Source organism: uncultured Polaribacter sp. (genome assembly GCF_947500975.1).
Classification (GTDB): domain Bacteria; phylum Bacteroidota; class Bacteroidia; order Flavobacteriales; family Flavobacteriaceae; genus Polaribacter.
Window position 1 is genome coordinate 1 of sequence record NZ_CANMUE010000004.1, and the last position, 24,976, is coordinate 24,976.

The window sequence follows — 24,976 nt, forward strand, 5'->3', positions numbered from 1 at the left end:
CTAACCCGAATTATGCTATCACTTATAATTCATCAGATTTAACAATTACTTCAAAAGCAATTACAGTAACAGCTGAATCAGCAACGAAAGTTTATGGAGAATCAGATCCAGAGTTTAGTTATACATCAGAAGGATTAGTTGGAGAAGATGCTTTAGAAGGGAGTTTAAGTAGAGAAGAAGGGGAAGATGTAGGAGCTTATTTAATCACTTCAAGTTTATCTAACCCGAATTATGCTATCACTTATAATTCATCAGATTTAACAATTACTTCAAAAGCAATTACAGTAACAGCTGAAGCTAAAACAAAAGCTTTTGGGGAGTCAGATCCAGAATTGAGTTATGAGTTAACATCAGGTAGTTTAAGTTTTGATGATGAGTTTACAGGAAGTTTAAGTAGAGAAGAAGGAGAAAGTATTGGAATTTACTTGATTGAAATAGGGACTCTATCTTTAGGGGATAATTATGATATTACTTTTATAACAGCAAATTTTGAAATAACTAATACAGCTTCATTACTTGATTTTAGAGAAAATAAAGAAGTTAAGTTATATCCCAATCCTGTCGTTGATAATTTAAATTTTGAATTAATTGGAGGTTTAAATGTTTTTGGTTTATCGGTATTTGATTTTTCTGGTAGATTGATTAAAAGATTAGAAATATATAATGATAGTATTTATATAGGGTCTTTACCTAAAGGTATTTATTTTATGAGGTTTGAAACAGATGAAGGGGTGTTTTTGAGAAAAATAATTAAAAAATAATTGTGAAACTCTGAAATAGTAATCGAGAATTCAATAGATACAAGGTAGTAATTTTAAATTGCTACCTTTTCTTTTTGTTTATGGTGTATTTTTATTAACTAGTACAGTATATAAAGAATATTATTATTATCTACTTTTATAGTTGTGTAACTATAAGAAAAACAGCCATAATAAAACCTGAAAATAATAAAGGAAAATATATGTCAAATAGAATAGAAAGTTTTCTTTCAAGGTATAGAATGTGCTAAGAAAAATAGAATTAATATTAATTTTAATTAGGGTATAAATATGTAGAGATTTATGAAATTAATTATATAAAGGGTTTATTTCGTTAAATTAATTGTAAATGTTTTCTGTATTATTGATAATATAATTTAATAGGTTACCGCTTATTATTTAGAATAAATATAAATAAGATTTTTGAATGAATATATAGTTTAAACCATAAGATAAATAATGTCTAAAAACATTAAATTTGCATGATTTTTTTAGATAACTAAAATTCCAATTTACTATGTCAAAAGACATTCGTATTAAAAAAGGCTTAGATATTAAGCTTGTTGGTGAAGCTGAAAAAAACACTACAGATATTTCTCTAAGTAGTGTTTATGCAGTGAAACCAGAAGACTTTCACGGAATTATACCAAAACTTGTTGCCAAAGAAGGAGCAGAAGTAAAAGCGGGAGATACACTTTTTTATTCTAAAGGTGATGAACGTATTTTATTTCCAAGTCCAGTTTCTGGTAAAGTTGTAGAGGTAATTCGTGGAGCAAGAAGAAAAGTATTAACTGTTAAAATTGCAGCAGATACAACCCAAGTTTATAAAGATTTTGGAACCAAAAATGCAGATATCATGTCTGCGGAAGAGGTTAAATGCCATTTATTTACTTCAGGTTGTTGGCCATTTGTAAAACAGCGTCCTTATGATGTTGTTGCAAGCCCTAATCAAGCACCAAAAGCAATTTTTATTTCTGCATACGCAAGTGCACCTTTAGCTGCAGATTTAGATTATACCTTAGCAGGTAAAGAAGCAGAATTGCAAGCAGCAGTTACAGCAATTTCTAAATTAACAGAAGGTAAAGTACATGTTTCAGTTGCTGCAAATTCAAATTCACCTTTGTCAGGTTTAAAAGGAATTGAATTACATAAGGTTTCTGGACCTCATCCTTCAGGAAATGTAAGTACACAAATTGCACAAATAGACCCTATTAATAAAGGAGAAGTTGTTTGGGTAGTTAATCCTCAAGATTTAATAGTAATTGGTGAGTTATTTTTAACAGGAAAATTAAATGTAACAAGAACAATTGCTTTAACAGGATCTCAATTTAGCAAGCCACAATATGTAACTGCAATTGCAGGAGCAACTGTTTCTGATATAACAGCAAATAATTTAGAAGATAATAATACAAGAATTATTAGCGGAAATGTACTTTCTGGTAAAGAAGTGAAAGCTGATGAATTTTTAGGGTATTATGATAATCAAATTACTGCAATTCCAGAAGGAAATGATTATGAATTCTTTGGTTGGAATAAACCAATTTTTAATAAAATTTCTGCATCAAGAGCATTGACTTTTTCTTGGTTAACACCAAAGAAAAAATACGATCTTAACACCAATACAAATGGTGAGCATAGAGCTTTTGTAGTAACTGGTTCTTACGAGCAAGTATTTCCTTTAGATATTTATCCAATGCAATTGTTAAAAGCATTTATGTATAAAGATTTAGATGAAATGGAAGCTTTAGGAGGTTATGAAGTAGCACCAGAAGACTTTGCACTTACAGAATTTATTTGTGTATCTAAACAACCTCATCAGCAAATTATTAGAGAGGGTTTAGATTTAATGAGAGAAGAATTAGGATAAGATTATGGGCTTAAAACAAAATTTACATAATTTAAAAGAAAAATATAAAGGAACCAAAATGGCACCTGCATTTAATGCAATCCATACCTTTTTATATTTACCAAACGAAGTTACTCATAAAGGAGGAACTCATATAAAAGCAGCAGATGATTTAAAGCGTACAATGAATATTGTAATTATGTCTTTAATTCCTTGTTTGATTTTTGGAATGTTTAATGCAGGTTTCCAGCATTATGCAGCTATAGATAGTTCTTTAAGAACAGACGTGTTAGCTAACTTTTTTACAATGGATAATCTTTGGATTGGAATTGTAAAAATATTACCATTAGTAATTGTTTCTTATGGAATTGGGCTTTTAGTAGAATTTATTTTTGCAGTAATAAAAGGTCATGAAGTAGAAGAAGGTTATTTAGTAACTGGTATGTTAGTTCCATTAATTGTACCTGTAGATACGCCACTTTGGATGTTGGCTGTAGCAGTTGTTTTTGGAGTTGTTATTGGTAAAGAAGTATTTGGAGGAACAGGTATGAATATCTTAAATCCAGCTTTAACAATTAGAGCATTCTTATTTTTTGCATATCCAACTTGGATGTCGGGAGATAAAGTTTGGGTACATGATGCTGTAAATAGAGTAGGAACTCCAGACGCAATTTCTGGTGAAACTATTTTAGGAAGCTATGCACAAAACCAAGAAGTAGTGTATTCTAATTGGGATATGTTTATGGGATTCATTCCAGGTTCAGTAGGAGAAACATCAACATTACTAATTCTATTAGGAGCAGCGTTTTTAATTTTTACAAAAATTGGAAGTTGGAGAATTATTGTTTCTACATTTTTAGGAGCAGCAGTAATGGGTTTCATTTTTAATCAAGTAGTTGCTGCAGATATTATTACAGAATCTAGCAAATTTTACGGATTAATGAATACCGTTTGGTGGCAACATTTGTTGATTGGTGGTTTAGCATTTGGAGCTGTGTTTATGGCAACAGATCCTGTAACAGCATCACAAACAAATAAAGGAAAATGGATTTATGGTTTCTTAATTGGATTTATTTCAATTATGATACGTGTGTTTAACCCTGCATATCCAGAAGGAGTATTTTTAGCAATTTTATTGATGAATGTTTTTGCTCCAACAATAGACCATTATGTGGTTCAAGGAAACGTAAAGAAAAGATTAAAACGTACTAAAGTTAAAACTGCCTAATTATGAGTAAGAGAACAGATAGTAATGGTTATACAATGATTTTTGCCATCGTTATGGTTTTAATTGTTGGTTCTTTGTTAGCTTTTTTAGCATCGTCTTTAAAGCCTAGAATCAAAGAAAACGAAAGAATAGAGAAGCAGCAAAACATTTTGTATGCTATGGGTGTAAATGAAAATGACGAATCTAGCGCAAATTTTGTTTCTACAACAGTTGCTGGAGAAGAGTTTGCAAAATATATCAAAAAACAAATAGTTATTGAAGGAGATAAAATTTCTGAAAGCGATGATGCCTATTTAATTGATGTTAAAAAAGAACAAGCAAATGCAAAAGCAGGTAAAGTAAGAAAGTTACCTTTATTTGTTGGTGAAAAAGATGGTAAAATATTTTATGTAGCACCAATTAGAGGAAAAGGTTTATGGGATGCTATTTGGGGGTATGTTTCTATGGATGAAAATATGGTTGTACAAGGTGCCTATTTTGATCATAAAGGTGAAACTCCAGGTTTAGGAGCAAACATAAAACAACGTTACTTTATGGATGATTTTATTGGAGAACACCTAATGTCTACTTCTGGAGACTTTAAAGGAATTACAGTTGCCAAAGGAAATAACGATCCAAAGAACGAAGATAAAACAGATTATGAAGTAGATGCAATTGCAGGTGCAACAATTACAGGTGATGGAGTTTCTGCAATGATTAAAGCGGATTTAGCTTTATATGTGCCTTATTTTAAATCATTAAAAAACAAATAATAAGTATGGGACTTTTATCAAAAAAAGACGCAGCATTACTTACAGACCCATTAGCAGATAATAATCCAATTACTATCCAAGTATTAGGTATTTGTTCTGCATTAGCGATTACAGCAGAGTTAAAAGCATCTATTGTAATGGCAGTTTCTGTAATGTTTGTATTAGGTTTAGGAAACGTAGTTATCTCTTTAATGAGAAACATTATTCCATCAAAAATTAGAATTATTGTTCAGCTTATTGTAGTTGCAACTTTAGTAATTATTGTTGATTTAGTTTTAAAAGCTTTTCAATATGAACTTAGTAAAACACTTTCTGTTTTTGTTGGGCTAATTATTACTAACTGTATAATTATGGGACGTTTTGAAGCTTTTGCTTTAGGAAACAAACCTTGGAGATCTTTCTTAGATGGAATAGGAAATGCAGTTGGTTATGGTGTAATTTTAATTATTGTAGGTTTCTTTAGAGAATTATTAGGTTCTGGAACTTTATTAGGATTTAAAGTTTTAGGAGATCCGATAGAAAAAACTGGATTGTATGCAATAGGATATGAAAATAATGGTTTTATGTTATTATCTCCAATGGCATTAATTGTAGTTGGTATTATTATCTGGATTCAACGTAGTAAAAACAAAGCATTAATAGAAGAAAATTAGACGCCAAACGTCATTCTGAATTTATTTTCAGAATCTTAAAATACATTTATGGAACATATAGAATTATTTTTCAAATCGATATTTATAGATAACATGGTTTTCGCAACCTTTTTAGGTATGTGTTCTTACCTTGCTGTATCTAAAAAAGTATCTACAGCCGTAGGCTTAGGAGCTGCTGTAATCTTTGTATTAGCAGTAACAGTGCCTTTAAACTGGTTATTAGATCAATATATTTTACAACCTGGAGCATTAAAATGGTTAGGAGCAGAATACGCTGATTATGATTTAAGTTTCTTATCATTTATTATGTTTATTGCAACAATTGCAACCATGGTACAATTGGTAGAAATTATTGTTGAAAAATTCTCACCATCATTATACAACTCATTAGGTATTTTCTTACCATTAATTGCTGTAAACTGTGCTATTTTAGGTGGTAGTTTATTTATGCAATCTCGTGAAATAGCTAGCTTAGGATTATCTTTAACTTATGGAGTTGGATCAGGAATTGGTTGGTTTTTAGCAATTTTAGCAATTGCAGCTATTCGAGAAAAAATAAGATACTCAAGTGTACCTCCAGCCTTAAGAGGTTTAGGAATTACATTTATAATTACAGGATTAATGGCAATTGGGTTTATGAGTTTTGGTGGGATGCTAACTGGAGGAGATGAAGAGAAAAAAGAAAGTCCAAAAGTAGAGGCAAAGGTTGAGAAAAAAGAAATAAAAGAAGCTAAAGAAATTGTAGCTGAAAACACAATTATAAACGAATAGAAGAATGATATTAGCAGCAGGTACAACAGGAACCATTATTGCAACAGTAGCAGCTTTTTTATTAGTAACATTGATACTAGTATCGTTGTTATTATTTGTGAAACAAAAATTATCTCCTTCTGGTCCAGTAACAATTACTATTAATGGAGAAAAGAAAATAGAAGTAGCTTCTGGTAGCACACTTTTAACCACATTAGGAAGCGAAAAAATATTTCTACCATCTGCTTGTGGTGGTGGTGGATCTTGTGTTCAATGTGAATGCCATGTAAATTCTGGTGGTGGAGAAGCTTTACCAACAGAAACACCACACTTTACACGTAAAGAATTAAAACATGGAATTCGTTTAGCTTGTCAAGTAAAAGTTAAGCAAGACATGGATATTTCTATTCCTGAAGAAATTTTTGGAATTAAGAAATGGGATGCAGTTGTAGTTAGAAATTATAACGTAGCTACTTTTATTAAAGAATTTGTTGTAGAAATACCTGAAGATATGGGTTACAAAGCAGGAGGATATATTCAAATTGAAATTCCAGCTTGTGAAATAAACTATGCTGATATGGATATTACGGCACATCCAGAAGAGCATGATACACCAGATAAGTTTGAGGCTGAATGGAATAAATTTGGTTTAAGACCATTAGTAATGAAAAATACTGAAACTGTAGAAAGAGCGTACTCTATGGCTTCTTACCCTGCAGAAGGTAGAGAAATTATGTTGAATGTACGTATTGCTACTCCTCCTTTTGATAGAGCTAAAGGTGGATGGATGGATGTAAATCCTGGAGTTGCTTCTTCATATATTTTTAACCTAAAGAAAGGTGATAAATGTGTGATTTCTGGGCCTTATGGAGAGTTTTTCATTAATGAATCTGATGCAGAAATGCTGTATGTTGGTGGTGGAGCAGGTATGGCGCCAATGCGTTCTCATTTATATCACTTATTTAGAACATTAAAAACAGGTAGAAAAGTTACTTATTGGTACGGTGGGCGTTCAAAAGCAGAATTATTTTATATAGAGCATTTTAGAGCTTTGGAAAAAGATTTTCCAAACTTCAAATTTTACATCGCTTTATCTGATCCAACTGAAGCAGATAATTGGATAGAAAAGAAAGATATTAATGATGAAGCTGGTGATGGTTTTGTAGGGTTTATACACAATTGTGTAATTGATAATTACTTAAATCATCATGAATCTCCAGAAGATTTAGAATTATATTTCTGTGGACCACCATTAATGAACAAAGCAGTTCAGAAAATGGGAGAAGATTTTGGCCTTGCTGATGAAAATATTAGATTTGATGACTTTGGAGGATAAACTTCAAATTAGAATATAAATATTTAAAACCGATACAAATTTGTATCGGTTTTTTTGTGAATTTTATATATTGTATTTTTGAGATTAATTAAATTTTGTGAATGAAAATTATCCAAAAAATATTAAAAAAGAAAAAATATATCAAAATAAAACTAAAGAGAATTGCTACCAATCATTTAGAATTAAAAACAAAGATTAATGGTGTTAAAGGTCGTTTTATTTTAGATACAGGAGCTTCAAATTCATGTGTTGGTCTAGATATGATTACATATTTTAATTTGGATGCTCAAGAGAGTGAAACAAAGGCTGCTGGAGCTGGAGCTACAGATATGGAAACGAAACAATCTAAAAACAATACATTAAAAATTGGAGGTTGGAAAACCAAAGAGTGTCATTTAGTAATGTTTGATTTATCACATGTAAATACTGCATTAACACAACATAATGCTAATGAAGTTCATGGTATAATAGGAGCTGATATTTTACAAAAAGGAAAGGCTTTTATAGACTATAATAAAAATGTCTTATACTTAAAAAAGGCAAAGAAATAATTAATTTAAAAATAGAAAAGAATGAGTTTGCAAAAACAAGTAATGGATAAAATGAAAGAAGCAATGAAAGCAAAAGATACAGTTGCTTTACAGGCTTTAAGAGCAGTAAAATCTGCCTTTTTATTAGCAAAAACAGAAACAGGTGTTCAAGCAGAATTAACAGAAGAGCAAGAAATAAAAATTATCCAAAAACAAGTAAAACAAAGAAAGGATAGTGCAGCAATTTTTATAAAACAAGACAGACAAGACTTGGCTGAGCCAGAATTAGCAGAACTTGCTATTTTAGAGCAATTTTTACCAGAAGCTTTATCTGAAGAAAAAATTGAAGAAGTAGTAATTGCTACAATAAATAAAGTTGGTGCTTCTGGAATGAAAGATATGGGAAAAGTAATGGGGATTGTTTCTAAAGAATTAGCGGGACAAGCAGATGGTAAAACAATTTCTACCTTAGTAAAGAAAAATTTAATGTAATATAAAAACGATTTTCTACTTCTGTAGAAAGAAGGCTCCATAGTTCAATTGAATAGAATATCAGATTTCGGCTCTGAGGGTTGCAGGTTTGAATCCTGCTGGAGTCACTAAAAAAGCAAAAAACAGCAATTTAGGTTGCTGTTTTTTGCTTTTTTAGATGAGTACTAAGAATCCTCTGAATATCTCTATTATCTTTTTTAGGTTCTACAAAAAACTGATAATCTTCTGGGTTTTCCAATTGTTCAGATTGCTGAGTATTAACATAACCAAAACCCTTATAAATTCCGTCTAAAATTAACGCAAAACCAATTTCATTTTTGGTTCTTCCTTTTTCTTTGATTACTAAATTTTCTGCGCCAATTCCTACTGATTTGATAGCTTCTGTAACTCGTTTATTATAATTTGAAACAGATTCTTTATCACAACAAATACCTTTACATTCTTTAATCTGATAATGAAAGCAACTAGAAACATTGGTTTGTAAATGACAATATTTAGGGCACAATTCAAATTCTTTACACAAAGTTTCTAAATGATTTCTACATTCTGCAACAGAATAGTATTTCATGATTGCATTTGGAGTTAGTTTTAAGCGATTGTAAGCTAAATGAATAATTCCTTTTTGATCTTCATAAGAAAATAAACCAACCGATTCACCAGCTCTTCTTTGTGCTCTATTATATTTAGGATAGAGTTTTTTAATCTCAGAAGACTCAAATAAAAGGGCTAATAATTCACTGCCAGTTTCTGAAAAAGAAATATCAGCGGTTTCTAAACACATGTTCTGCTCTTTTTTCTTTTTATCATAAAAATGACTGATAACTCTTTGTTTGATGTTATTTGCTTTACCTACATAAATAACCTCTTTGGCTACGTTTTTAAAATAATAAACGCCATGTTTTTCAGGAAGATTATCGACTACTTTTTTATCTAAGAGTGGCGGTAAAGTTGCTTGTCTAGATTTAGGATTTAGAAAAGAATTAATGATAAAATTATTATCTCTTTGTATTAATCTTCTAAATAGTTCTGTGGTTGCTTCTGCATCGCCCTTTGCTCTGTGTCTTCCATTTATAGGAATGTTTTCTGATGTACAGATATTACCTAAACTATAAGAGCTTAAACCAGGTATTATTTTTCTAGATAAACGAACTGTGCATAGTTTTTTTCGTTTAAAATCGAAGCCTAAATTTTTAAATTCTTCTTGAATAATATTATAATCGAAATTAACATTATGTGCCACAAAAATAGTGTTTTGTGTAATTTCTGCAACTTGTTTTGCTATTTCGTAAAACTTAGGTGCATTTCTAACCATGGCATTTGTGATGCCTGTAAGATTGGTTATAAAAGGTGGTATATTTTGCTCAGGATTTACAAGAGATGTAAATTCATCAATTACAGTTTTTCCGTCAAAAACAAAAATGGATATTTCGGTTATTTTAGAACCTTTATATCCATTCCCAGTAGTTTCTATGTCTACAACTGTATATAACAATTAATTGATTAAGTTTTTTAAATCTTCAATTGTTTCAGTCGGATTTTCACTTTTAAAAACATAACTTCCAGCAACTAAAACATTAGCTCCAGCTTCTATTAATTTATTAGCATTTAGATTTGTTACCCCACCATCAATTTCTATTTGACAAGAAGATTCAGTAAATTCTATTAAATGTTTTAATTGATTGACTTTTTTATAAGTGTTTTCTATAAAAGATTGCCCTCCAAAACCAGGATTTACACTCATAATACAAACCAAATCTAAATCTGCAATAATATCTTCTAAAACAGAGATTGGTGTATGAGGGTTTAATGCAACTCCTGCTTTCATTCCTGCTGCTTTTATAGCTTGAACAGTTCTGTGTAAATGTGTACAGGCTTCATAATGTACGGTTAGTATATTTGCGCCTAAATCTGCAAGAGTTTGTATGTATTGATCTGGATTTACAATCATTAAATGCACATCAATTGTTTTGGTAGCATGTTTTGTAATTGCTTTTAAAACGGGCATTCCAAAAGAAATGTTAGGTACAAATACGCCATCCATAATATCAATATGAAACCAATCCGCTTCACTATTGTTAACCATTTCTATGTCTCTTTGTAAATTAGCAAAATCTGCTGCTAAAATTGAAGGTGCAATTAAATTACTCATTAGTTTATTGTTGTGTTGTTATTTTATTGTGCAAAGGTAATTAAATTGTTATTGCAAGGTGCGAAGCAGTCTCTTAAAAATATGACAATAATTAATATAAAGGTTCATTTATATGTAATGTGCTATTTAAACAAGCTTAGCCCCGATTGAACGGTTTGTTTGAGCTCTTTTTTATTCCTTTTTTGGATAAAAAAAGCGAGTAGTGAAAGCGGGAAATAGCTTCAAAAAAAACTCTCAAAAATGAATTTGAGAGTTTTAAGTTTTTATTTAAAATTAAGCATTTAAGTATGAGTGAGATACTTAAAATGGTCTCTGATCATTAGCCTAAATATGTCATTAAAATTTTACTTCTAGAAGTGTGTTTTAATCTTCTAATTGCTTTTTCTTTAATTTGACGAACACGTTCTCTTGTTAAATCGAAAGTTTCACCAATTTCTTCTAATGTCATTGGTTGGTGTTCACCTAAACCAAAGTATAGTTTTACAACGTCTGCTTCTCTAGGTGTTAAGGTTTCAAGAGCTCTGTTTATTTCAATCCTTAAAGATTCATGAATTAAAACTCTATCAGGGTTTGGAGATTCTCCAGAATTTAAAACATCGTATAAATTTGAATCTTCACCTTCAATTAAAGGAGCGTCCATAGATACGTGACGTCCAGAATTTTTCATCGATTCTTTTACGTCATTTACGGTCATGTCTAATTTCTTAGCAATTTCTTCCGGACTTGGAGGTCTTTCATTTTCTTGCTCTAAGAAAGCATACATTTTGTTAATTTTATTGATAGAACCAATTTTATTTAACGGTAAACGTACAATTCTAGATTGTTCTGCTAAGGCTTGTAAGATTGATTGACGAATCCACCAAACAGCATATGATATAAATTTGAATCCACGAGTTTCATCAAAACGTTTAGCAGCTTTAATTAAACCTAAGTTTCCTTCATTAATTAAATCTGGTAATGTTAATCCTTGATTTTGATATTGTTTTGCAACAGATACAACAAATCTTAAATTGGCCTTTGTTAATTTTTCTAAAGCTCTTTGATCTCCAGCTTTAATAAGTTGAGCTAATTCTACTTCTTCATCAGCAGTAATTAAATCTACTTTACCAATTTCTTGTAAGTATTTGTCTAAGGAAGCAGTTTCTCTATTAGTAACCTGCTTTGTAATTTTAAGTTGTCTCATCTAATTATCTAAAAATTTTTTAATGGATTAATAATCACACTACAACTACTTATACGTTGGTTTTTAAATTTATGTTACAAAAAAAATCATTTTTTTTCTTAAAAGATAAAATAATACTTTTCAACGTGTAAAAATATCAACTTAGCTTTTTAAAAAAAATGTGTGTGACTTATTATTTTTATTTGTGTCAAAAAAATAATTGAATTTGACAAACATTAATGTACATAAATTTTCTGATGAAGAATTGGTTTTTAAAATTGTAGAAACTAACAACTCGCAATTATTTGCAATTTTATATGATAGGTTTTCTAAGATAGTTTATAATAAGTGTTATGGCTTTGCTAAAAATAAAGAGGAAGCGGAAGATTTAACACATGATGTTTTTGTAAGGTTATTTGTAAAGCTAAAAACTTTTAAAGGAAACTCTAAGTTTTCTACTTGGTTGTATTCTTTTACATATAATTTTTGTGTAAATTATGTACAAAGAGATAAACATAAAAAGCAAGAAAGAAATACTGTAGTTACAGATAATATTAAAGAAGATAGTGCATTTGAAGAAGTAGAAGATGTAAAATTATTTGAATTAAAATCAGAAAAGTTAGCAAAAGCTTTATCGCTTATAGACCCAAAAGATAAAATGATTTTATTAATGAAATATCAAGATGATATGAGTATTAAAGAAATTAAAGAGGTATTGGGTGTCGGAGAAAGTGCTGTTAAAATGAGAGTTAAAAGAGCAAAAGCCAGGGTGATTAGTACCTATGAAGAACTATAAAATATGAGTAATCCCTTTAAAAAAATATTAAGTCATTACGAAGTACCAGAAGTATTAAAGAAGAAGGTATTAAATGATGTTAATTTGATCAGACTCACTTTAGATATTGCAGATTTGTTTTTGGTAAAATGTCCAAATACTATTGCCGATTTCTTTGAGGGTGATACTACAAAAAAGAAAATAAAGACTAAATAAAAACAACAATAATGAAATTATTAATGCCTTTGCAATCTGAATTAGATTTAAGTTTTTTACAAGATCTTTGGAGTAATTTTTTAAGCTTTTTACCACAATTATTTAAAGGGCTAGCTTTTATTATTTTAGGGTGGATTATTATAAAATTTATTTTATATGTTATTAAAAAAGGACTTGGTTTTACCAATATTGATAGTTTACCAGAAAAACTAAATGTTAATGAAATTTTTGGAAATGCTGCCATTAAAATAGAGCCTACCAAAGTTATAGTAACTACTATAAAATGGATATTAATTTTAATTTTTGTAATCGTTGGCTCTGAGTTTTTAGGTTTAAGAATGGTCTCAGAACAATTAAGTAATATAATTGCATATTTGCCTAAATTTATTAGCGCTTTAATGATATTTGCCATAGGTATTTATATTGCTAATATTGCAAAAAAAGCTGTTTTTGGTATGTTTTCTTCTTTAGAATTGAGTGGAGGAAACTTAATTGGTAACATTATTTTTTATATAATTTCAATAATAGTAAGTGTTACAGCGTTAAACCAAGCAGGTGTTAATACAGATTTGATTACTAATAATTTATCTATTATCTTTGCATCAATTTTAGCGGCATTTACAATTGCTTTTGGAATAGGTTCAACAGATATAATAAAAAGATTATTATTTGGTTATTATTCTAGAAAGAATTTAAATGTTGGAAATAGAATTATAATCAATGATGTTGAAGGTGTTGTTGAATCTATAGATAATATATGTATGGTGCTATCTACTGAAAAGGGAAAAATAATTTATCCTATAAAAGAGATAGTTGATAATAAAGTACAATTGTTGAGTTAACAACTCAATTACAATCTGATAGGAAGTTGGGGGACTAACTATCATGAGTGATTTAATCACAAAAAGAAAGACCGCTTAACAGCGGTCTTTTTATTTTTATAAGTTATACTTTATTTTTTAAAATAAACCATTTATTTGAGAGTCAATTCTATCAATAATAAAGCCTAGGTCTTCTTGGTTATCAACAAAGTCTAATTTATCAACATCAATTATCAAAAGCTTACCTTTTGTGTAAGTGGAAATCCAAGCTTCATAGCGTTCATTTAATCTGCTTAAATAATCAATACTTATAGAGTTTTCATAATCTCTTCCTCGTTTGTGAATTTGCCCAACTAAGGTTGAAATATCAGCACGTAAATAAATTAATAAATCGGGAGGAGAAACTAAGTTTTCCATCAAATCAAATAAAGAACTATAGTTGTTATAATCTCTATTTGTCATTAAACCCATGGCGTGTAAATTTGGGGCAAAAATATGGGCATCTTCATAGATAGTTCTATCTTGAATAATGTTTTTACCAGATTCTCTTAACTCTAAAATTTGACGAAAACGACTATTTAAAAAATAAACCTGTAAATTAAAAGACCAACGCTCCATTTCTGAATAAAAATCATCTAAATACGGATTCTCATCAACAGATTCAAAGTGAGGTTTCCATTTATAATGTTTTGCTAAAAGTTTAGTTAGTGTAGTTTTTCCAGCGCCAATATTACCAGCAATTGCAACGTGCATATAAAAGAGTTATAAATTATAAGGATTGCTAAGGTACTAAAAATAATAAATGATTAACAGATTAATTTATAACCATACCCTCTGATATTTATAATTTTGATGTTTTTATCTTTTTTTAACTTTTTACGTAGTTTACTAATAAAAACATCCATGCTTCTAGCATTAAAAAAATCATCATTTCCCCAAAGTTTATTTAATATAAATGTTCTGTCTAAAACTTCATTTTTCTTTTCATGAAGGTAAAAAAGAAGTTGAGCTTCTCTATGAGTTAATTGTTCAGCAGTTTCTGACAAAAATCGTAATGTCTGTTTTGTAGAATTAAAAGAGAATTTACCAATTTTAATATTTTCAATATTCGTTTTTAACTCTATTCTATCTAATAAAGATTTAATTCTAACGATTAACTCTTCCATAGAAAAAGGTTTTTTTAAATAATCATTTCCTCCATGATTAAAGCCTTCTAAAACATCAATAGTTTGTGATTTGGCTGTTAAAAATATTATTGGAATACTTTTGTTTTTTACTCTTATTTCTTTGGCTAAAGTAAATCCATCTTTTTTAGGCATCATTACATCTAACACTAAAATATCAGGATTTTCTTGTTGATATGATTCAAAAGCTTCTTCTCCATTTTCGGCATGAAAAACAACAAAGTTTCTTGTTTCTAAACTCTCTTTTACAATCATTCCTAAACTAGCTTCATCCTCAGCTAAAAGTACTTTTATCTTACTCATTTGGAAGTGTTATTTTAAAAACGGTTTTTTTATTGTTTGATAAAAGGGTGAGATTACCATCATGTTTTTCGATGATTTTTTTGCTGTAATATAAGCCAATTCCAAATCCCTTTACATTATGAGTATTACCTTTTGGAACTCTATAAAATTTATCAAAAATCTTTTCTTGTTGATTTTTTTCTATTCCATTTCCGTCATCAGAAACACTAATTTCCGTAGATTTAAAAAATGAATTTATATTTATTTCAATATGATTTCCCCCATATTTTATAGCATTATCAATTAAGTTTGAAATAACGTTTTCAAAATGAAAAACATCTACATTTATAAAAATGGGTTCTAAATTATAAGTAAAAGTTAATTCTTTTTTGTCAGTTAATAATTGATGCTTATTTACAATTTTATTTGTTATTTCAATAATATCAATTTGCTCTTTTTTTAGTAATAATTGCTCACTATCCAATGTAGCAGTTTCCAATAATTTTTCAACCATTTGATGTAATTTTTTTAATTGAATAGTAGACAAAGAAAGATACTTTTGAGTTTTTTGTTTGTCATCTAAAACATTAAAATTTTCAATAGCTTCAATAGCTGTAGAAACAGTTGTTATCGGTGTTTTAAATTCGTGTGTAATATTGCTAATTAAATCGTTTTTAATAGTTGCTAATTCTTTTTGTTGATTGATTATTTTTAGCAAATAAAATAACGAAGCAATAACAGCTAATGATAATAAAAAGGATAAGAAAATGCCAAAATAACTTCTTTTTAAAGCTTCAAAATTAGTGTTATTATATACTAATTGTAACTCTTCATCATTTTTTAAATAAGTGGATTTTGAGCTGATTATGGTTGGTGACTCTTTAAAAATTAAAGAATCTTTTGAAGTGTAAAAAATAGTATCTTTTTTAAAATGATTAAAAATGTATTGAATGGGAATTTTTTTAGCTTTAAGTTGATTTTTAATTAAAGAGTCTAATTGGTAATATTCAATAGAATTAGAAGTGACTGAGAAAAATATTGGTTTTAAATTTTTCAACATTCTTATGCTATCTGCAGCTTTTTGACCATTAAAGTATTTAAAACTAGTATAGTTTTTTGAATTATTTTTTGTACCATAATTTTTAATTATTGAGTCTGTTTTTCTAGCATCTTCATTGTCATCAGTTGAAAAAGAAATATTTGTTATTTCAAGTTTGGGTTTATTTTTTAAAGTATCTTTTTTAAAAAAAGATTTTAATTTTTTTAAACTTTTAGAATGACTAACAATAGAATCAAAACGTAAATTTTGAAGAAAAATAGAATCACTTTTTGTATTTGTATCTCCAAAATTGATAATTGTAGTAATATCTTCTTTAGCTAATTTTGCATAATATTCTTCAATAGCATTATCTAAACTCAACTGAATTTCATTAGCAACTCTTTGTTTATTTTCTTGATAATTTTTATTGTTCCAATAAAATTGTACAGTAATTGTTGTAATAATTGTTATTATAATTAAGTAAAGAATCCATCTATGCTTTTGCGTATTCATGTTTCAAAGATAGCCAGTAAATTTTATAATAACAGTTGGTTAACACTCGTTAACACTTGTTAACTTTATAAAAGATAATATTATGGCATCTTTGTAAAACAGAAATTAAATATAAATTTTACAAATTATTTTATGAAAACATTCATTACAATTTTAACATCAGTATTTATTTTTTCTATAAATGCTCAAGAATTTTCAGGAAAAGCAATTTATAAAACAAGTAGTAAATCGAGTATTAAATTTGAAGAAAATCAAAAGGGAATTACCGATAAAATGCAAAAAGAGTTAGAAACAAGGCTGCAAAAAATGAATCAAAAAACATTTTTTTTAGAGTTTGATAAGAATACTTCTATCTACAAAGAAGAAGAAAAATTAAATGCTCCAAATCCAAAAGCAGCTAAAGGTGGAGTTTTTATAATGTCTTATGGAGGTTCAGGAAATGGTAGTGTTTATTATAAAAATATTAAAGAAAAACGTTATGTAAATCAAACCGAAATTATGGGAAAACGTTTTTTGGTTAAAGATAAATTAGAAGATATAAAATGGGAGTTATCTACAGAAACCAAAAATATTGGAAACTATACTTGTTATAAAGCTACTTTTTCTAAAAAGGTAGAAAAGATGCATATGAGTTTGGCAAATGGAGATGCAAAAGAAGTAAAAGAAAAAGAAATTATTGTTACCACAGCTTGGTATACAACTCAAATTCCCTTAAATAATGGCCCTGATGATTATCAAGGTTTACCAGGTTTAATTTTAGAAATTAATGATGGGAAAAGAATGATAGTTTGTACGGAAATTATATTAAATCCATCTAAAAAAATTACAATTGTTGAGCCAAAAAAAGGAAAAGTTGTGAATCAAAAGAAGTTTGATGAAATTCAAGATAAAAAATCAAAAGAAATGTTAGAGAAGTTTAAGAGTAGAAGAGGTGTAGATTTGGGTAATGGTATGAATATAAAAATTGGAGGTTAAGTTAGGCTTTGTTTATTTTTTTATCGAGATTAAACCTTTCAATTTTTTTTAAGTCTTATAAAGAAAGCGTTTATTTTCGCATTAAAAATAAAAAAACATAGTTTATGAAATTAATATCTACACTTCTTTTAGCCTTTATTACTATAACTACTTTTGCTCAAAAAGAGTTTCAAGGAAAGGCTACATATATGTCTAAGACAACTATGGATATGAGTCGTTTTGGGGATCAAATTAGCGAGCAAAGGAAAAAACAAATAATGGCTCGTGCTAAAAGCTTTTTAGAGAAAACGTATACATTGTCTTTTAATAAAACTGTTTCTGCTTTTAAAGAAAACGCTAAACTAGAAGCTCCAGGATCTACAAATGGGCGTCGTTTTGGTAGAGGTAATGGACAAGGTTCTGTTTATAAAAACTCAAAAGACAAAATATTGATAGAAGACGTTGAGCAATTTAGCAAACGTTTTTTGATTACAGAAAATATGGAACCGTTACAGTGGGAATTGGGTACTGAAACTAAAAAAATAGGAAATTATACCTGTTACAAAGCCACATTAGTAAAAGAAGATACAAATATAGATTTTGCAAGTATTTTTGGTAGAAGAGGAAGAGGTAATGATCAAAAGAAAGATTCAACAAAAACAAAGGAAAAGAAAAACGAAAAAAAGATGTTATTTGTAACGGCTTGGTATGCTCCACAGATCCCTGTAAGCACAGGTCCAGATAAATACTACGGTTTGCCAGGTTTAATTTTAGAGTTAAATGCAGGTAGAACAACAATGTTGTGTACAGAGATTATTATTAATCCAACAGATGCTATAGAAATTAAAAAGCCAACTAAAGGAAAAGAGGTTTCTAGAAATGAATACAATGAAATTATTAAAACTAAAACCGAAGAACTTAAAGAGCGTTTTAAAAATAGAGGTAATAGAGGAGAAGGGCGCAGAAGGTTCTAATAGTTTTTAATAAAACTAAACTTAATAAATTAACATGAAAAAAATAATATTAGTAACCATTTTAATGGTTTCTTTTGCTTCTATTGCTCAAATTGAACTAAGAGGTGTTGTTAAAGATTCTATTGGAGCACCATTAGAAATGGCAAATGTAATTGCAATAGATACAGTTGCAAAAAAAATAAGTTCTTTCGGGTTTACGGATAGTAAAGGTAATTTTAAGTTAGATTTAGCAATAAATAAGGCATATAATATAAAGATAAGTTATGTAGGTTTTAAAGAAATTAGTGAGTTTATTAGAGTAAGAGAAGCTAATATCTCTAAAAATTATACGATGTATGAGGATAATATGCTGGATGGTATAAACATTATTTCTAAAATGCCAGTTACTATAAAAGGAGATACTATTATTTATAATGCAGATTCGTTTAAAAATGGTTCTGAAAGAAAGTTAGAAGACGTTTTAGAAAAATTACCAGGAGTAGAGGTAAATGATGATGGAGAAATTGAAGTTGAAGGTAAAGTAGTTGAAAAAATAATGGTAGATGGAAAAGAATTTTTTAGCGGAGATACCAAACTAGCTTCAAAAAACATACCTTCTAATGCTGTAGATAAAATTCAAGTTTTAAGAAATTATGGTGATGTTAATCAACTCAAAGGTGTGCAAAATAACGAAGATAGAGTTGCTATAAATATCAAACTAAAAGAGGGTAAAAAGAATTTTTGGTTTGGAGATGTTACAGCAGGTGTAGGTAAATCGCCAAGCGAAGGCTTGTATCTTTTTCAACCAAAACTATTTTATTACACACCAAAATATACCATTAATATTATTGGAGATGTAAATAATATTGGAGATGTGGTTTTAGATAGATCTGATATTAGAAATTTTAGTGGAGGTTTTAGAAGTCAAAGCCCTTCAAATGGTACAAATATTAATTTAGCAAGTGCAGGTATTGGTTTTTTAAATGCCAATGCAAGAAATGCTAACAGAATTGAAACTAAGTTAACTGCGTTAAACTTTAGTTACTCTCCAAATCCAAAGTTAGATTTAAATGGTTTTTTAATTTTTTCTAGTAATAGTAACGGTCAGCAAAATAATGTTACAACAGATTATGTAGACGTTTTAACTCCTGATGATTTTACACAAAGTATTACAGATCAAACAAGTAATACAGGTTTGTTTAAGTTTAGTTCAATTTATAAGAAGAATTTTAACAATCAATTAAATTATGATGTTATTGGTCGTTTTTCAAATGAATTTAGAACAGATAATGTAAACTCAAGAGTTTTAAGTGATATTTCTGAAAGCGAAAGAGCAACACCTTATAAGATAAATCAAAATTTCAGTTATTTTTATACAGCAAGTGAAAAAAGTATTTTTGCTTTTGAATTACAGCATTTATTACAAGATGAAGATCCTTTTTATATAGCTTCTTTGGAAAACAATCCAAACAATAATGATGACACAGATAATGATGGTTTTGATGATGCAGCAGAAACTTTAGGCTTAAATAGAGATAATGAATTTTATAAATTAGAACAAGACAGGCGTGTAAAATCCAATCAATTAGATGCAAAATTAGATTATTATTATATTTTAAATGATAAAAGTAATTTAAACTTTGTTGGAGGTACTATTTTAAGTAAACAAAATTTCGATTCTAAATTTTTTCAAATTTTAGATAATGGAAGTATTTTAGATCCAAACCCAACCATTCCTGGAATTAACGATCCACAAACAACAAATGATACTGAATACAATTTTGTAGATATTTATGCAGGTTTAAGATATAGAATAAAATCGGGTATATTTACATTTACACCGGGTTTTACTGTACATTCATATAATTCTAATAACACTCAATATGGTACAGAAACTTTTAAAGATTCCTTTGAAAAGTTTTTACCCGAATTTGAAATGATTGCACAATTTAAAAGAAGCGAAAGTTTAACATTAACCTACAAACAAGAAGTTAATTTTACAGATGTAAATCAAATTGCAAGAGGTATAGTAGCAAATAGCTATAGTTCTTATTTTGGAGGAAATCCAGATTTAGTAAATGCTAGTTTACATAATTTAAGTTTAAACTACAGAAACTTTAATTTATATAATGGAAGTAGCATGTTTGCAAGAGTAAGTTACAATAAAACAATAGATCAGGTTAATACTAATACAATTTTCGAACCTGGTTCTGTTGTAACAAGTTCAACTACAATAAATTCACCTTTTAACAACGAAAATTTTTCTGCATTTGGTAGATATGGTAAAACTATCAAAAAAATCAGAACCTCTTTAGGTGGAAGTTATTCTTGGAGCAAAACATATCAATTTATTAATTCTGATGAAAATGTAAATGAAAGTAATGTGCAAAGTTATAATGCCAGTATAGGTACTAATTTTACAAAAGCACCAAATGTTAGTTTAAAATATGCAGTATCGTATACAAATCAAACAAACAGTGCTAGAGAAGATGTAATAAAAGGAATAACACGTATGCCTTCTATAAATTTTGATGCCTATATTTGGAATTCAGTTACACTTCGTTCAGATTTTTCTTATAATGAAGTATTACAAAATGATGAAATTCAAAACACTTTTAGTATTTGGGATGCTTCTTTATCTTATAGAAAAAATAGAGATGCAAAATGGGAATATGAAATACAAGGAAGTAACTTATTAGGTACAAGTTCAAGAGCTAGAGTAAATTCTACTAATATTTTATTTTCTATTAATGAAACTTTTATTTTACCAAGATTACTTAGTTTTAGAGTTCGTTATCAATTATAAAACACATTTCAATTTAATATAAATGGTTCAAGAAATTGAGCCATTTTTTATTTAGTTTACTTATTTTTACAACATGAGTTTACTAGCTACAAAATCGCCATTTTATGCAACTTTTAAAAGTTTAGGGTTGCTTTACTTATTTATCCTTTTTGGGCTTTTTTTAGATAGTTTTTATATTGTAAAAATTACAGAAAATGCTCAATTGTACGCCAATATTAGCATGTTTTTAGGTTTTGTAATTGTCTTTTGGCAAGTAAATAAACGGGTTAAAGAACAAATGATTTCTGCTGTAATTATAGCAATTTTAGGAGAATATTTATTTTCAATTGTTTTAGGTATGTATAGCTATAGATTAGGAAATGTGCCTCATTATGTGCCGCCAGGTCATGCAATAGTTTATGTCGGGGTTTTGTACTTTTCGAAGGCAAAATCAATTATCAAGCATAGAGTATCTTTAGAAAAAATATTTGCAATTTTTATTTTTATTTATGCATTAGTTTTTTTAATTTTTAAGAATGATGTGTTTGGTTTTGTAATGACAATAGCAACTTTATTAATTTTAAAAAACAAACCTAGAGAACGTCTTTTTTACCTTGCAATGTATATTTCGGTTGCTTATTTAGAAATTATTGGCACCAATTATTTGTGTTGGAAATGGCCAGCTACAGCTTGGGGAGTTTTCGATTTTTTGCCAAGTTTTAATCCACCAAGTGGAATAAGTTTTTTCTATTTTTTACTAGATTTAGGATGTTTGTGGTTGTATAAACAAAGACACAAACCAGCTTGGAGAAGAATGAAAAATATTAGAAAAATACGTTTAAATATCTCTGAAGTTGTAAACTAAAAAAGTAATAACTTCGTTTAAATTTATATAACATTATATTCTAATAAATGTCAATAAAAGTTTCATCAATTACCAAAACATACAAAACTCAAAAAGCATTAAATAAAGTTTCTTTTTCTGCTGATAAAGGTCAGATTATTGGTTTTTTAGGCCCAAACGGAGCGGGTAAATCTACCATGATGAAAATCTTAACAGGCTTTATTAAACCAAACTCGGGTGAGGTTTTTGTAAATGAAATAGATGTTTTACAAAACCCTATTCAAGCTCAAAAAACCATCGGATATTTACCAGAGCATAACCCTTTGTATAAAGATATGTTTGTACGTGAATACTTGCAATTTCAGGCTGCTATTTTTAAGATTGAAAAAAGTCAAATTGAAATTTGTATTAAAAAAGTAGGTTTAACACTTGAAGCGCACAAAAAAATTAATCAACTATCTAAAGGATATCAACAAAGAGTTGGTTTGGCAGCAGCAATTTTACACAATCCAACGGTATTAATTCTAGATGAGCCAACAACAGGTTTAGACCCAAATCAGTTAGTAGAAATTAGAGCATTGATTAAGGAATTAGGCAAAGAAAAAACGGTTTTATTTTCTACCCATATAATGCAAGAAGTAGAAGCGGTATGTGAGAGGGTTATTATTATAAAAAAAGGGCAAGTTTTAGTAGATAAAAAGTTATCAGAATTAAAACAAAACAACCTTCAAAATATAGAAGTTACGTTTGATTATAAGCTTGAAGAGCAGTTTATTCAAAAATTACCAAACATAGTTTCGTATAAAAATAATTATGACAATACTTGGTATATCACTTTTGAAAGTAAGGAGGACATGCGTCCAAAAATCTTTGATTTTGCCCAAGAAAATGGATTAAAAATTTTAGGATTAAATGCGCATAATAAAAACTTAGAAACATTGTTTAGAGAAGTTACTTCTAATTAATTATTGTTTAAAAAATTATAAGCTTCTAATAAAGTAGGAAAAGTTAAAATGCTTCCAGCTTCTTTCAATTCAGCTTCAGAATACTGTGTTAAAATTCCAATAGGAATCATACCAGCTAATTTTGCAGCTTTTGTGCCTGTTAAACTATCTTCAAAAACCCAAATATTTTTAAAATCATTTTTTGTAAAACCTAATGCTTTTGCTAAAGTGATATAGGCTTCTGGATATGGTTTTGGCTTTTCGTAATCTTGTACTCCAAAAACTGTAGTAAAGTTTAAATTTAAATGATAGATGCTATTCTTTAAAAACTGTTTGGTTGCATTACTTGCAATTCCATAAGGAATTTTTTTATCACTCAAAAAACTCACAATTTCATGTACTCCTGGTAATAATTTTGGAGTTTTAAAATAGATGTCTAAATGTTTATCTTTTAGTAAAAATAATTCTTCAGTTTGATTTTCTTTGCCAATAACACTACAAAAATATCCTGCAATTATCATGGGAGATTTACCTGCATAGCTTTTAGGAAATGGAACAATTTCTTCATTAAATAACTCTTTAAAAGCAGATTTCCAAGCTGAATAATGACTTTCAAAACTATCTACAACTACACCATCAAAATCAAATAATATTCCTTTTGGATTCATTTAAAATCTATTTTTTTTCGTTAAATATTTCTGTTAAATACGGATTTAAAAACTTATTTGTAGGATCCATTGTTTGCCTTAGAGTTTTAAAATCTTCCCATTTTTCATAAACTTTAGATAATTCTGCATTTTTTGCAGTAAAACGCTTTGCCCAATGAGGTTTTCCGCCATGTTTTAAAAATATTTTTTCAACACTTTTAAATGCTTCATAAGTATCTGCAGTTGCAGCGTTTCTAGAAACACAACCCATTGTAACAATATCTTGTTTATAAGCATAACTTAACCAAGATTTGTCTTTGTATACAAAGCGAATATCCATTGGAATATGAATAAAAGATTTGTTACTCCATTTGTTTATTTCTGTTTTTAATTCCTCAAAAACTTCAGCAAATTTATCCAAACCAATTGTCCATTCAGCTAATTCTAAAGTTGAGCCTCTAGATTTTGTAACTGTGGCTTGATATAAAGAACCTTTATGTTCTTTTGTTGAGCTAAAAAAACCTTTGTATAAAATCTTATTTGCAATTGCGGTAATCCAAGGAAAAATATGTGTGTATTTGTATAATATTTTTGATGCAGTTCTTCTATGCTTTAAATACGATGGACCTAAATCTTCCTTTATTTCCGTGTTTATATCAATTTTATCGCCTGTAATTACATATCCTTTATCAGTATGTGGCAACCATAAAACCCTTAAAAAGTCATGTTTTTGTAATCGTTCTTTAATTTTAGGTAACCAATCAGAATCATTTTCAGGAAACTCTTTTACATGTAATGTGTATAAAGGTTCGCATTTAAAAGTAATGGTAGATATTGCGCCCAAAACTCCTAGAGAAACTCTTATAGCATCCATTATTTTTTCACTTTCATTAATGGTTTTTATAGATCCGTCTGCTAAAACTAATGTGCAGTTTGTTATGTATTCGCATAATAATTTACCGCTAGTACCATGTGTTCCGGTTGCTAAAGCTCCTCCAATTGTAATCGTATTTATGTCTGGTAAACAAGGTATACACCAGCCTTTAGCTTCAATTGCTTCTAATAAATCACCAAGAATAATACCTGATTGAACTGTAATCGTACAATCAGAATCATTAAAAGATAAAATTTTATTATAGCCAGAAATATCGATTAAAGTTTGCGTGCCAGAAGCAATATCTGCGGAAGATTGCTTGCTGCCAAAAAAACGAACTTTATCAGATTTTAAAATAATTTCTTGTAGTTCTTTTTCTGATGTTATGCTATATAATGATTTGTATTTGTAGGTAATATTTTCATTCCAGCTTTTCCAAATACCATTTTTTTCTTGTTTCATTAATTTATCTAGAAGTAAGATGCAAAA

General features: G+C 28.7%; 25 protein-coding genes and 1 tRNA gene. 18 read left to right on the top strand and 8 right to left on the bottom strand.

The window, feature by feature from the left end; genetic code table 11:
• The 10 genes from Q0733_RS05455 to Q0733_RS05500 all read left to right on the top strand — a co-directional run.
• On the top strand, nt 1-761 hold a 761-nt coding region (locus tag Q0733_RS05455), incomplete at its 5' end, for an MBG domain-containing protein (protein ID WP_298779931.1).
• Nucleotides 762-1,275: 514 nt separating this feature from the next.
• The gene (locus Q0733_RS05460; protein ID WP_298779933.1) at nt 1,276-2,625 is read left to right on the top strand and encodes a Na(+)-translocating NADH-quinone reductase subunit A; all 1,350 of its coding nucleotides are present in this window, start codon (nt 1,276-1,278) and stop codon (nt 2,623-2,625) included.
• Between the two features lie 4 nt (nt 2,626-2,629).
• Complete coding sequence (locus Q0733_RS05465; protein WP_298779935.1) at nt 2,630-3,832, top strand: NADH:ubiquinone reductase (Na(+)-transporting) subunit B; 1,203 nt, start codon at nt 2,630-2,632, stop codon at nt 3,830-3,832.
• 2 nt (nt 3,833-3,834) lie between these two features.
• Nucleotides 3,835-4,584, top strand: coding sequence for a Na(+)-translocating NADH-quinone reductase subunit C (locus Q0733_RS05470; protein ID WP_298779937.1), 750 nt, complete (start codon nt 3,835-3,837; stop codon nt 4,582-4,584).
• Between the two features lie 5 nt (nt 4,585-4,589).
• A complete protein-coding gene (locus Q0733_RS05475; RefSeq protein ID WP_298779940.1) occupies nt 4,590-5,237 on the top strand; it encodes an NADH:ubiquinone reductase (Na(+)-transporting) subunit D in 648 nt (215 codons plus the stop codon).
• A 48-nt stretch (nt 5,238-5,285) separates the two neighbouring features.
• Complete coding sequence (nqrE, locus tag Q0733_RS05480; protein ID WP_298779943.1) at nt 5,286-6,008, top strand: NADH:ubiquinone reductase (Na(+)-transporting) subunit E; 723 nt, start codon at nt 5,286-5,288, stop codon at nt 6,006-6,008.
• Nucleotides 6,009-6,012: 4 nt separating this feature from the next.
• The gene (gene nqrF / locus Q0733_RS05485; protein WP_298779946.1) at nt 6,013-7,323 is read left to right on the top strand and encodes an NADH:ubiquinone reductase (Na(+)-transporting) subunit F; all 1,311 of its coding nucleotides are present in this window, start codon (nt 6,013-6,015) and stop codon (nt 7,321-7,323) included.
• A gap of 101 nt (nt 7,324-7,424) precedes the next feature.
• Complete coding sequence (locus tag Q0733_RS05490) at nt 7,425-7,874, top strand: retropepsin-like aspartic protease (protein WP_298779948.1); 450 nt, start codon at nt 7,425-7,427, stop codon at nt 7,872-7,874.
• A gap of 21 nt (nt 7,875-7,895) precedes the next feature.
• The gene (locus Q0733_RS05495; RefSeq protein WP_298779951.1) at nt 7,896-8,345 is read left to right on the top strand and encodes a GatB/YqeY domain-containing protein; all 450 of its coding nucleotides are present in this window, start codon (nt 7,896-7,898) and stop codon (nt 8,343-8,345) included.
• A gap of 33 nt (nt 8,346-8,378) precedes the next feature.
• Nucleotides 8,379-8,452, top strand: a tRNA-Arg gene (locus tag Q0733_RS05500).
• Between the two features lie 23 nt (nt 8,453-8,475).
• Here the strand turns inward: Q0733_RS05500 and Q0733_RS05505 are convergent.
• From Q0733_RS05505 to Q0733_RS05515, 3 genes are all read right to left on the bottom strand, one after another.
• Nucleotides 8,476-9,837 carry an exonuclease domain-containing protein gene (locus Q0733_RS05505; RefSeq protein WP_298779953.1) on the bottom strand — a complete coding sequence of 454 codons (1,362 nt, stop codon included), beginning with the start codon at nt 9,835-9,837 and terminating at the stop codon, nt 8,476-8,478.
• Entirely contained in the window at nt 9,838-10,494 is a 657-nt protein-coding gene (rpe, locus tag Q0733_RS05510) for a ribulose-phosphate 3-epimerase (RefSeq protein WP_298779955.1), read from the bottom strand.
• Nucleotides 10,495-10,813: 319 nt separating this feature from the next.
• Nucleotides 10,814-11,677 carry an RNA polymerase sigma factor RpoD/SigA gene (locus tag Q0733_RS05515; protein ID WP_298779958.1) on the bottom strand — a complete coding sequence of 288 codons (864 nt, stop codon included), beginning with the start codon at nt 11,675-11,677 and terminating at the stop codon, nt 10,814-10,816.
• 205 nt (nt 11,678-11,882) lie between these two features.
• Between Q0733_RS05515 and Q0733_RS05520 the strand changes: the two genes are divergently transcribed.
• From Q0733_RS05520 to Q0733_RS05530, 3 genes are read left to right on the top strand one after another with little or no spacing between them, the layout of a single operon-like run.
• On the top strand, nt 11,883-12,452 hold the full coding sequence (locus Q0733_RS05520) for a sigma-70 family RNA polymerase sigma factor (RefSeq protein ID WP_298779960.1): 570 nt from the start codon (nt 11,883-11,885) through the stop codon (nt 12,450-12,452).
• A 3-nt stretch (nt 12,453-12,455) separates the two neighbouring features.
• Nucleotides 12,456-12,647, top strand: a complete 192-nt coding sequence (locus Q0733_RS05525; RefSeq protein ID WP_298779962.1) for a hypothetical protein — start codon at nt 12,456-12,458, stop codon at nt 12,645-12,647.
• Nucleotides 12,648-12,658: 11 nt separating this feature from the next.
• On the top strand, nt 12,659-13,489 hold the full coding sequence (locus tag Q0733_RS05530; RefSeq protein ID WP_298779963.1) for a mechanosensitive ion channel: 831 nt from the start codon (nt 12,659-12,661) through the stop codon (nt 13,487-13,489).
• Nucleotides 13,490-13,606: 117 nt separating this feature from the next.
• Here the strand turns inward: Q0733_RS05530 and Q0733_RS05535 are convergent, their stop codons facing one another.
• From Q0733_RS05535 to Q0733_RS05545, 3 genes are read right to left on the bottom strand one after another with little or no spacing between them, the layout of a single operon-like run.
• Nucleotides 13,607-14,221, bottom strand: a complete 615-nt coding sequence (locus Q0733_RS05535) for a deoxynucleoside kinase (protein WP_298779964.1) — start codon at nt 14,219-14,221, stop codon at nt 13,607-13,609.
• 53 nt (nt 14,222-14,274) lie between these two features.
• Nucleotides 14,275-14,955 (bottom strand): response regulator transcription factor, encoded by a 681-nt coding sequence (locus Q0733_RS05540; protein WP_298779966.1) that lies wholly within the window; start codon nt 14,953-14,955, stop codon nt 14,275-14,277.
• The gene (locus Q0733_RS05545; protein ID WP_298779968.1) at nt 14,948-16,486 is read right to left on the bottom strand and encodes a sensor histidine kinase KdpD; all 1,539 of its coding nucleotides are present in this window, start codon (nt 16,484-16,486) and stop codon (nt 14,948-14,950) included. Before Q0733_RS05545 ends, Q0733_RS05540 begins: the two co-directional genes overlap by 8 nt.
• 132 nt (nt 16,487-16,618) lie before the next feature.
• Here Q0733_RS05545 and Q0733_RS05550 point away from each other — a divergent pair, with 132 nt between their 5' ends.
• From Q0733_RS05550 to gldA, 5 genes are all read left to right on the top strand, one after another.
• Entirely contained in the window at nt 16,619-17,461 is an 843-nt protein-coding gene (locus tag Q0733_RS05550) for a GLPGLI family protein (RefSeq protein ID WP_298779971.1), read from the top strand.
• Nucleotides 17,462-17,565: 104 nt separating this feature from the next.
• Nucleotides 17,566-18,414 (top strand): GLPGLI family protein, encoded by an 849-nt coding sequence (locus tag Q0733_RS05555; protein WP_298779973.1) that lies wholly within the window; start codon nt 17,566-17,568, stop codon nt 18,412-18,414.
• Between the two features lie 34 nt (nt 18,415-18,448).
• Nucleotides 18,449-21,199 (top strand): carboxypeptidase-like regulatory domain-containing protein, encoded by a 2,751-nt coding sequence (locus Q0733_RS05560; RefSeq protein ID WP_298779976.1) that lies wholly within the window; start codon nt 18,449-18,451, stop codon nt 21,197-21,199.
• Nucleotides 21,200-21,272: 73 nt separating this feature from the next.
• A complete protein-coding gene (locus Q0733_RS05565; RefSeq protein WP_298779978.1) occupies nt 21,273-22,043 on the top strand; it encodes a hypothetical protein in 771 nt (256 codons plus the stop codon).
• A gap of 47 nt (nt 22,044-22,090) precedes the next feature.
• Complete coding sequence (gene gldA / locus Q0733_RS05570; protein WP_298779982.1) at nt 22,091-22,987, top strand: gliding motility-associated ABC transporter ATP-binding subunit GldA; 897 nt, start codon at nt 22,091-22,093, stop codon at nt 22,985-22,987.
• Here gldA and Q0733_RS05575 read toward each other — a convergent pair.
• Nucleotides 22,984-23,634: an HAD family phosphatase gene (locus tag Q0733_RS05575; RefSeq protein WP_298779984.1), complete on the bottom strand. Its 651-nt coding sequence runs from the start codon at nt 23,632-23,634 to the stop codon at nt 22,984-22,986. The genes gldA and Q0733_RS05575 overlap by 4 nt on opposite strands.
• 7 nt (nt 23,635-23,641) lie before the next feature.
• Entirely contained in the window at nt 23,642-24,949 is a 1,308-nt protein-coding gene (locus tag Q0733_RS05580; RefSeq protein ID WP_298779987.1) for a D-arabinono-1,4-lactone oxidase, read from the bottom strand.
• Between the last annotated feature and the right edge of the window lie 27 nt (nt 24,950-24,976).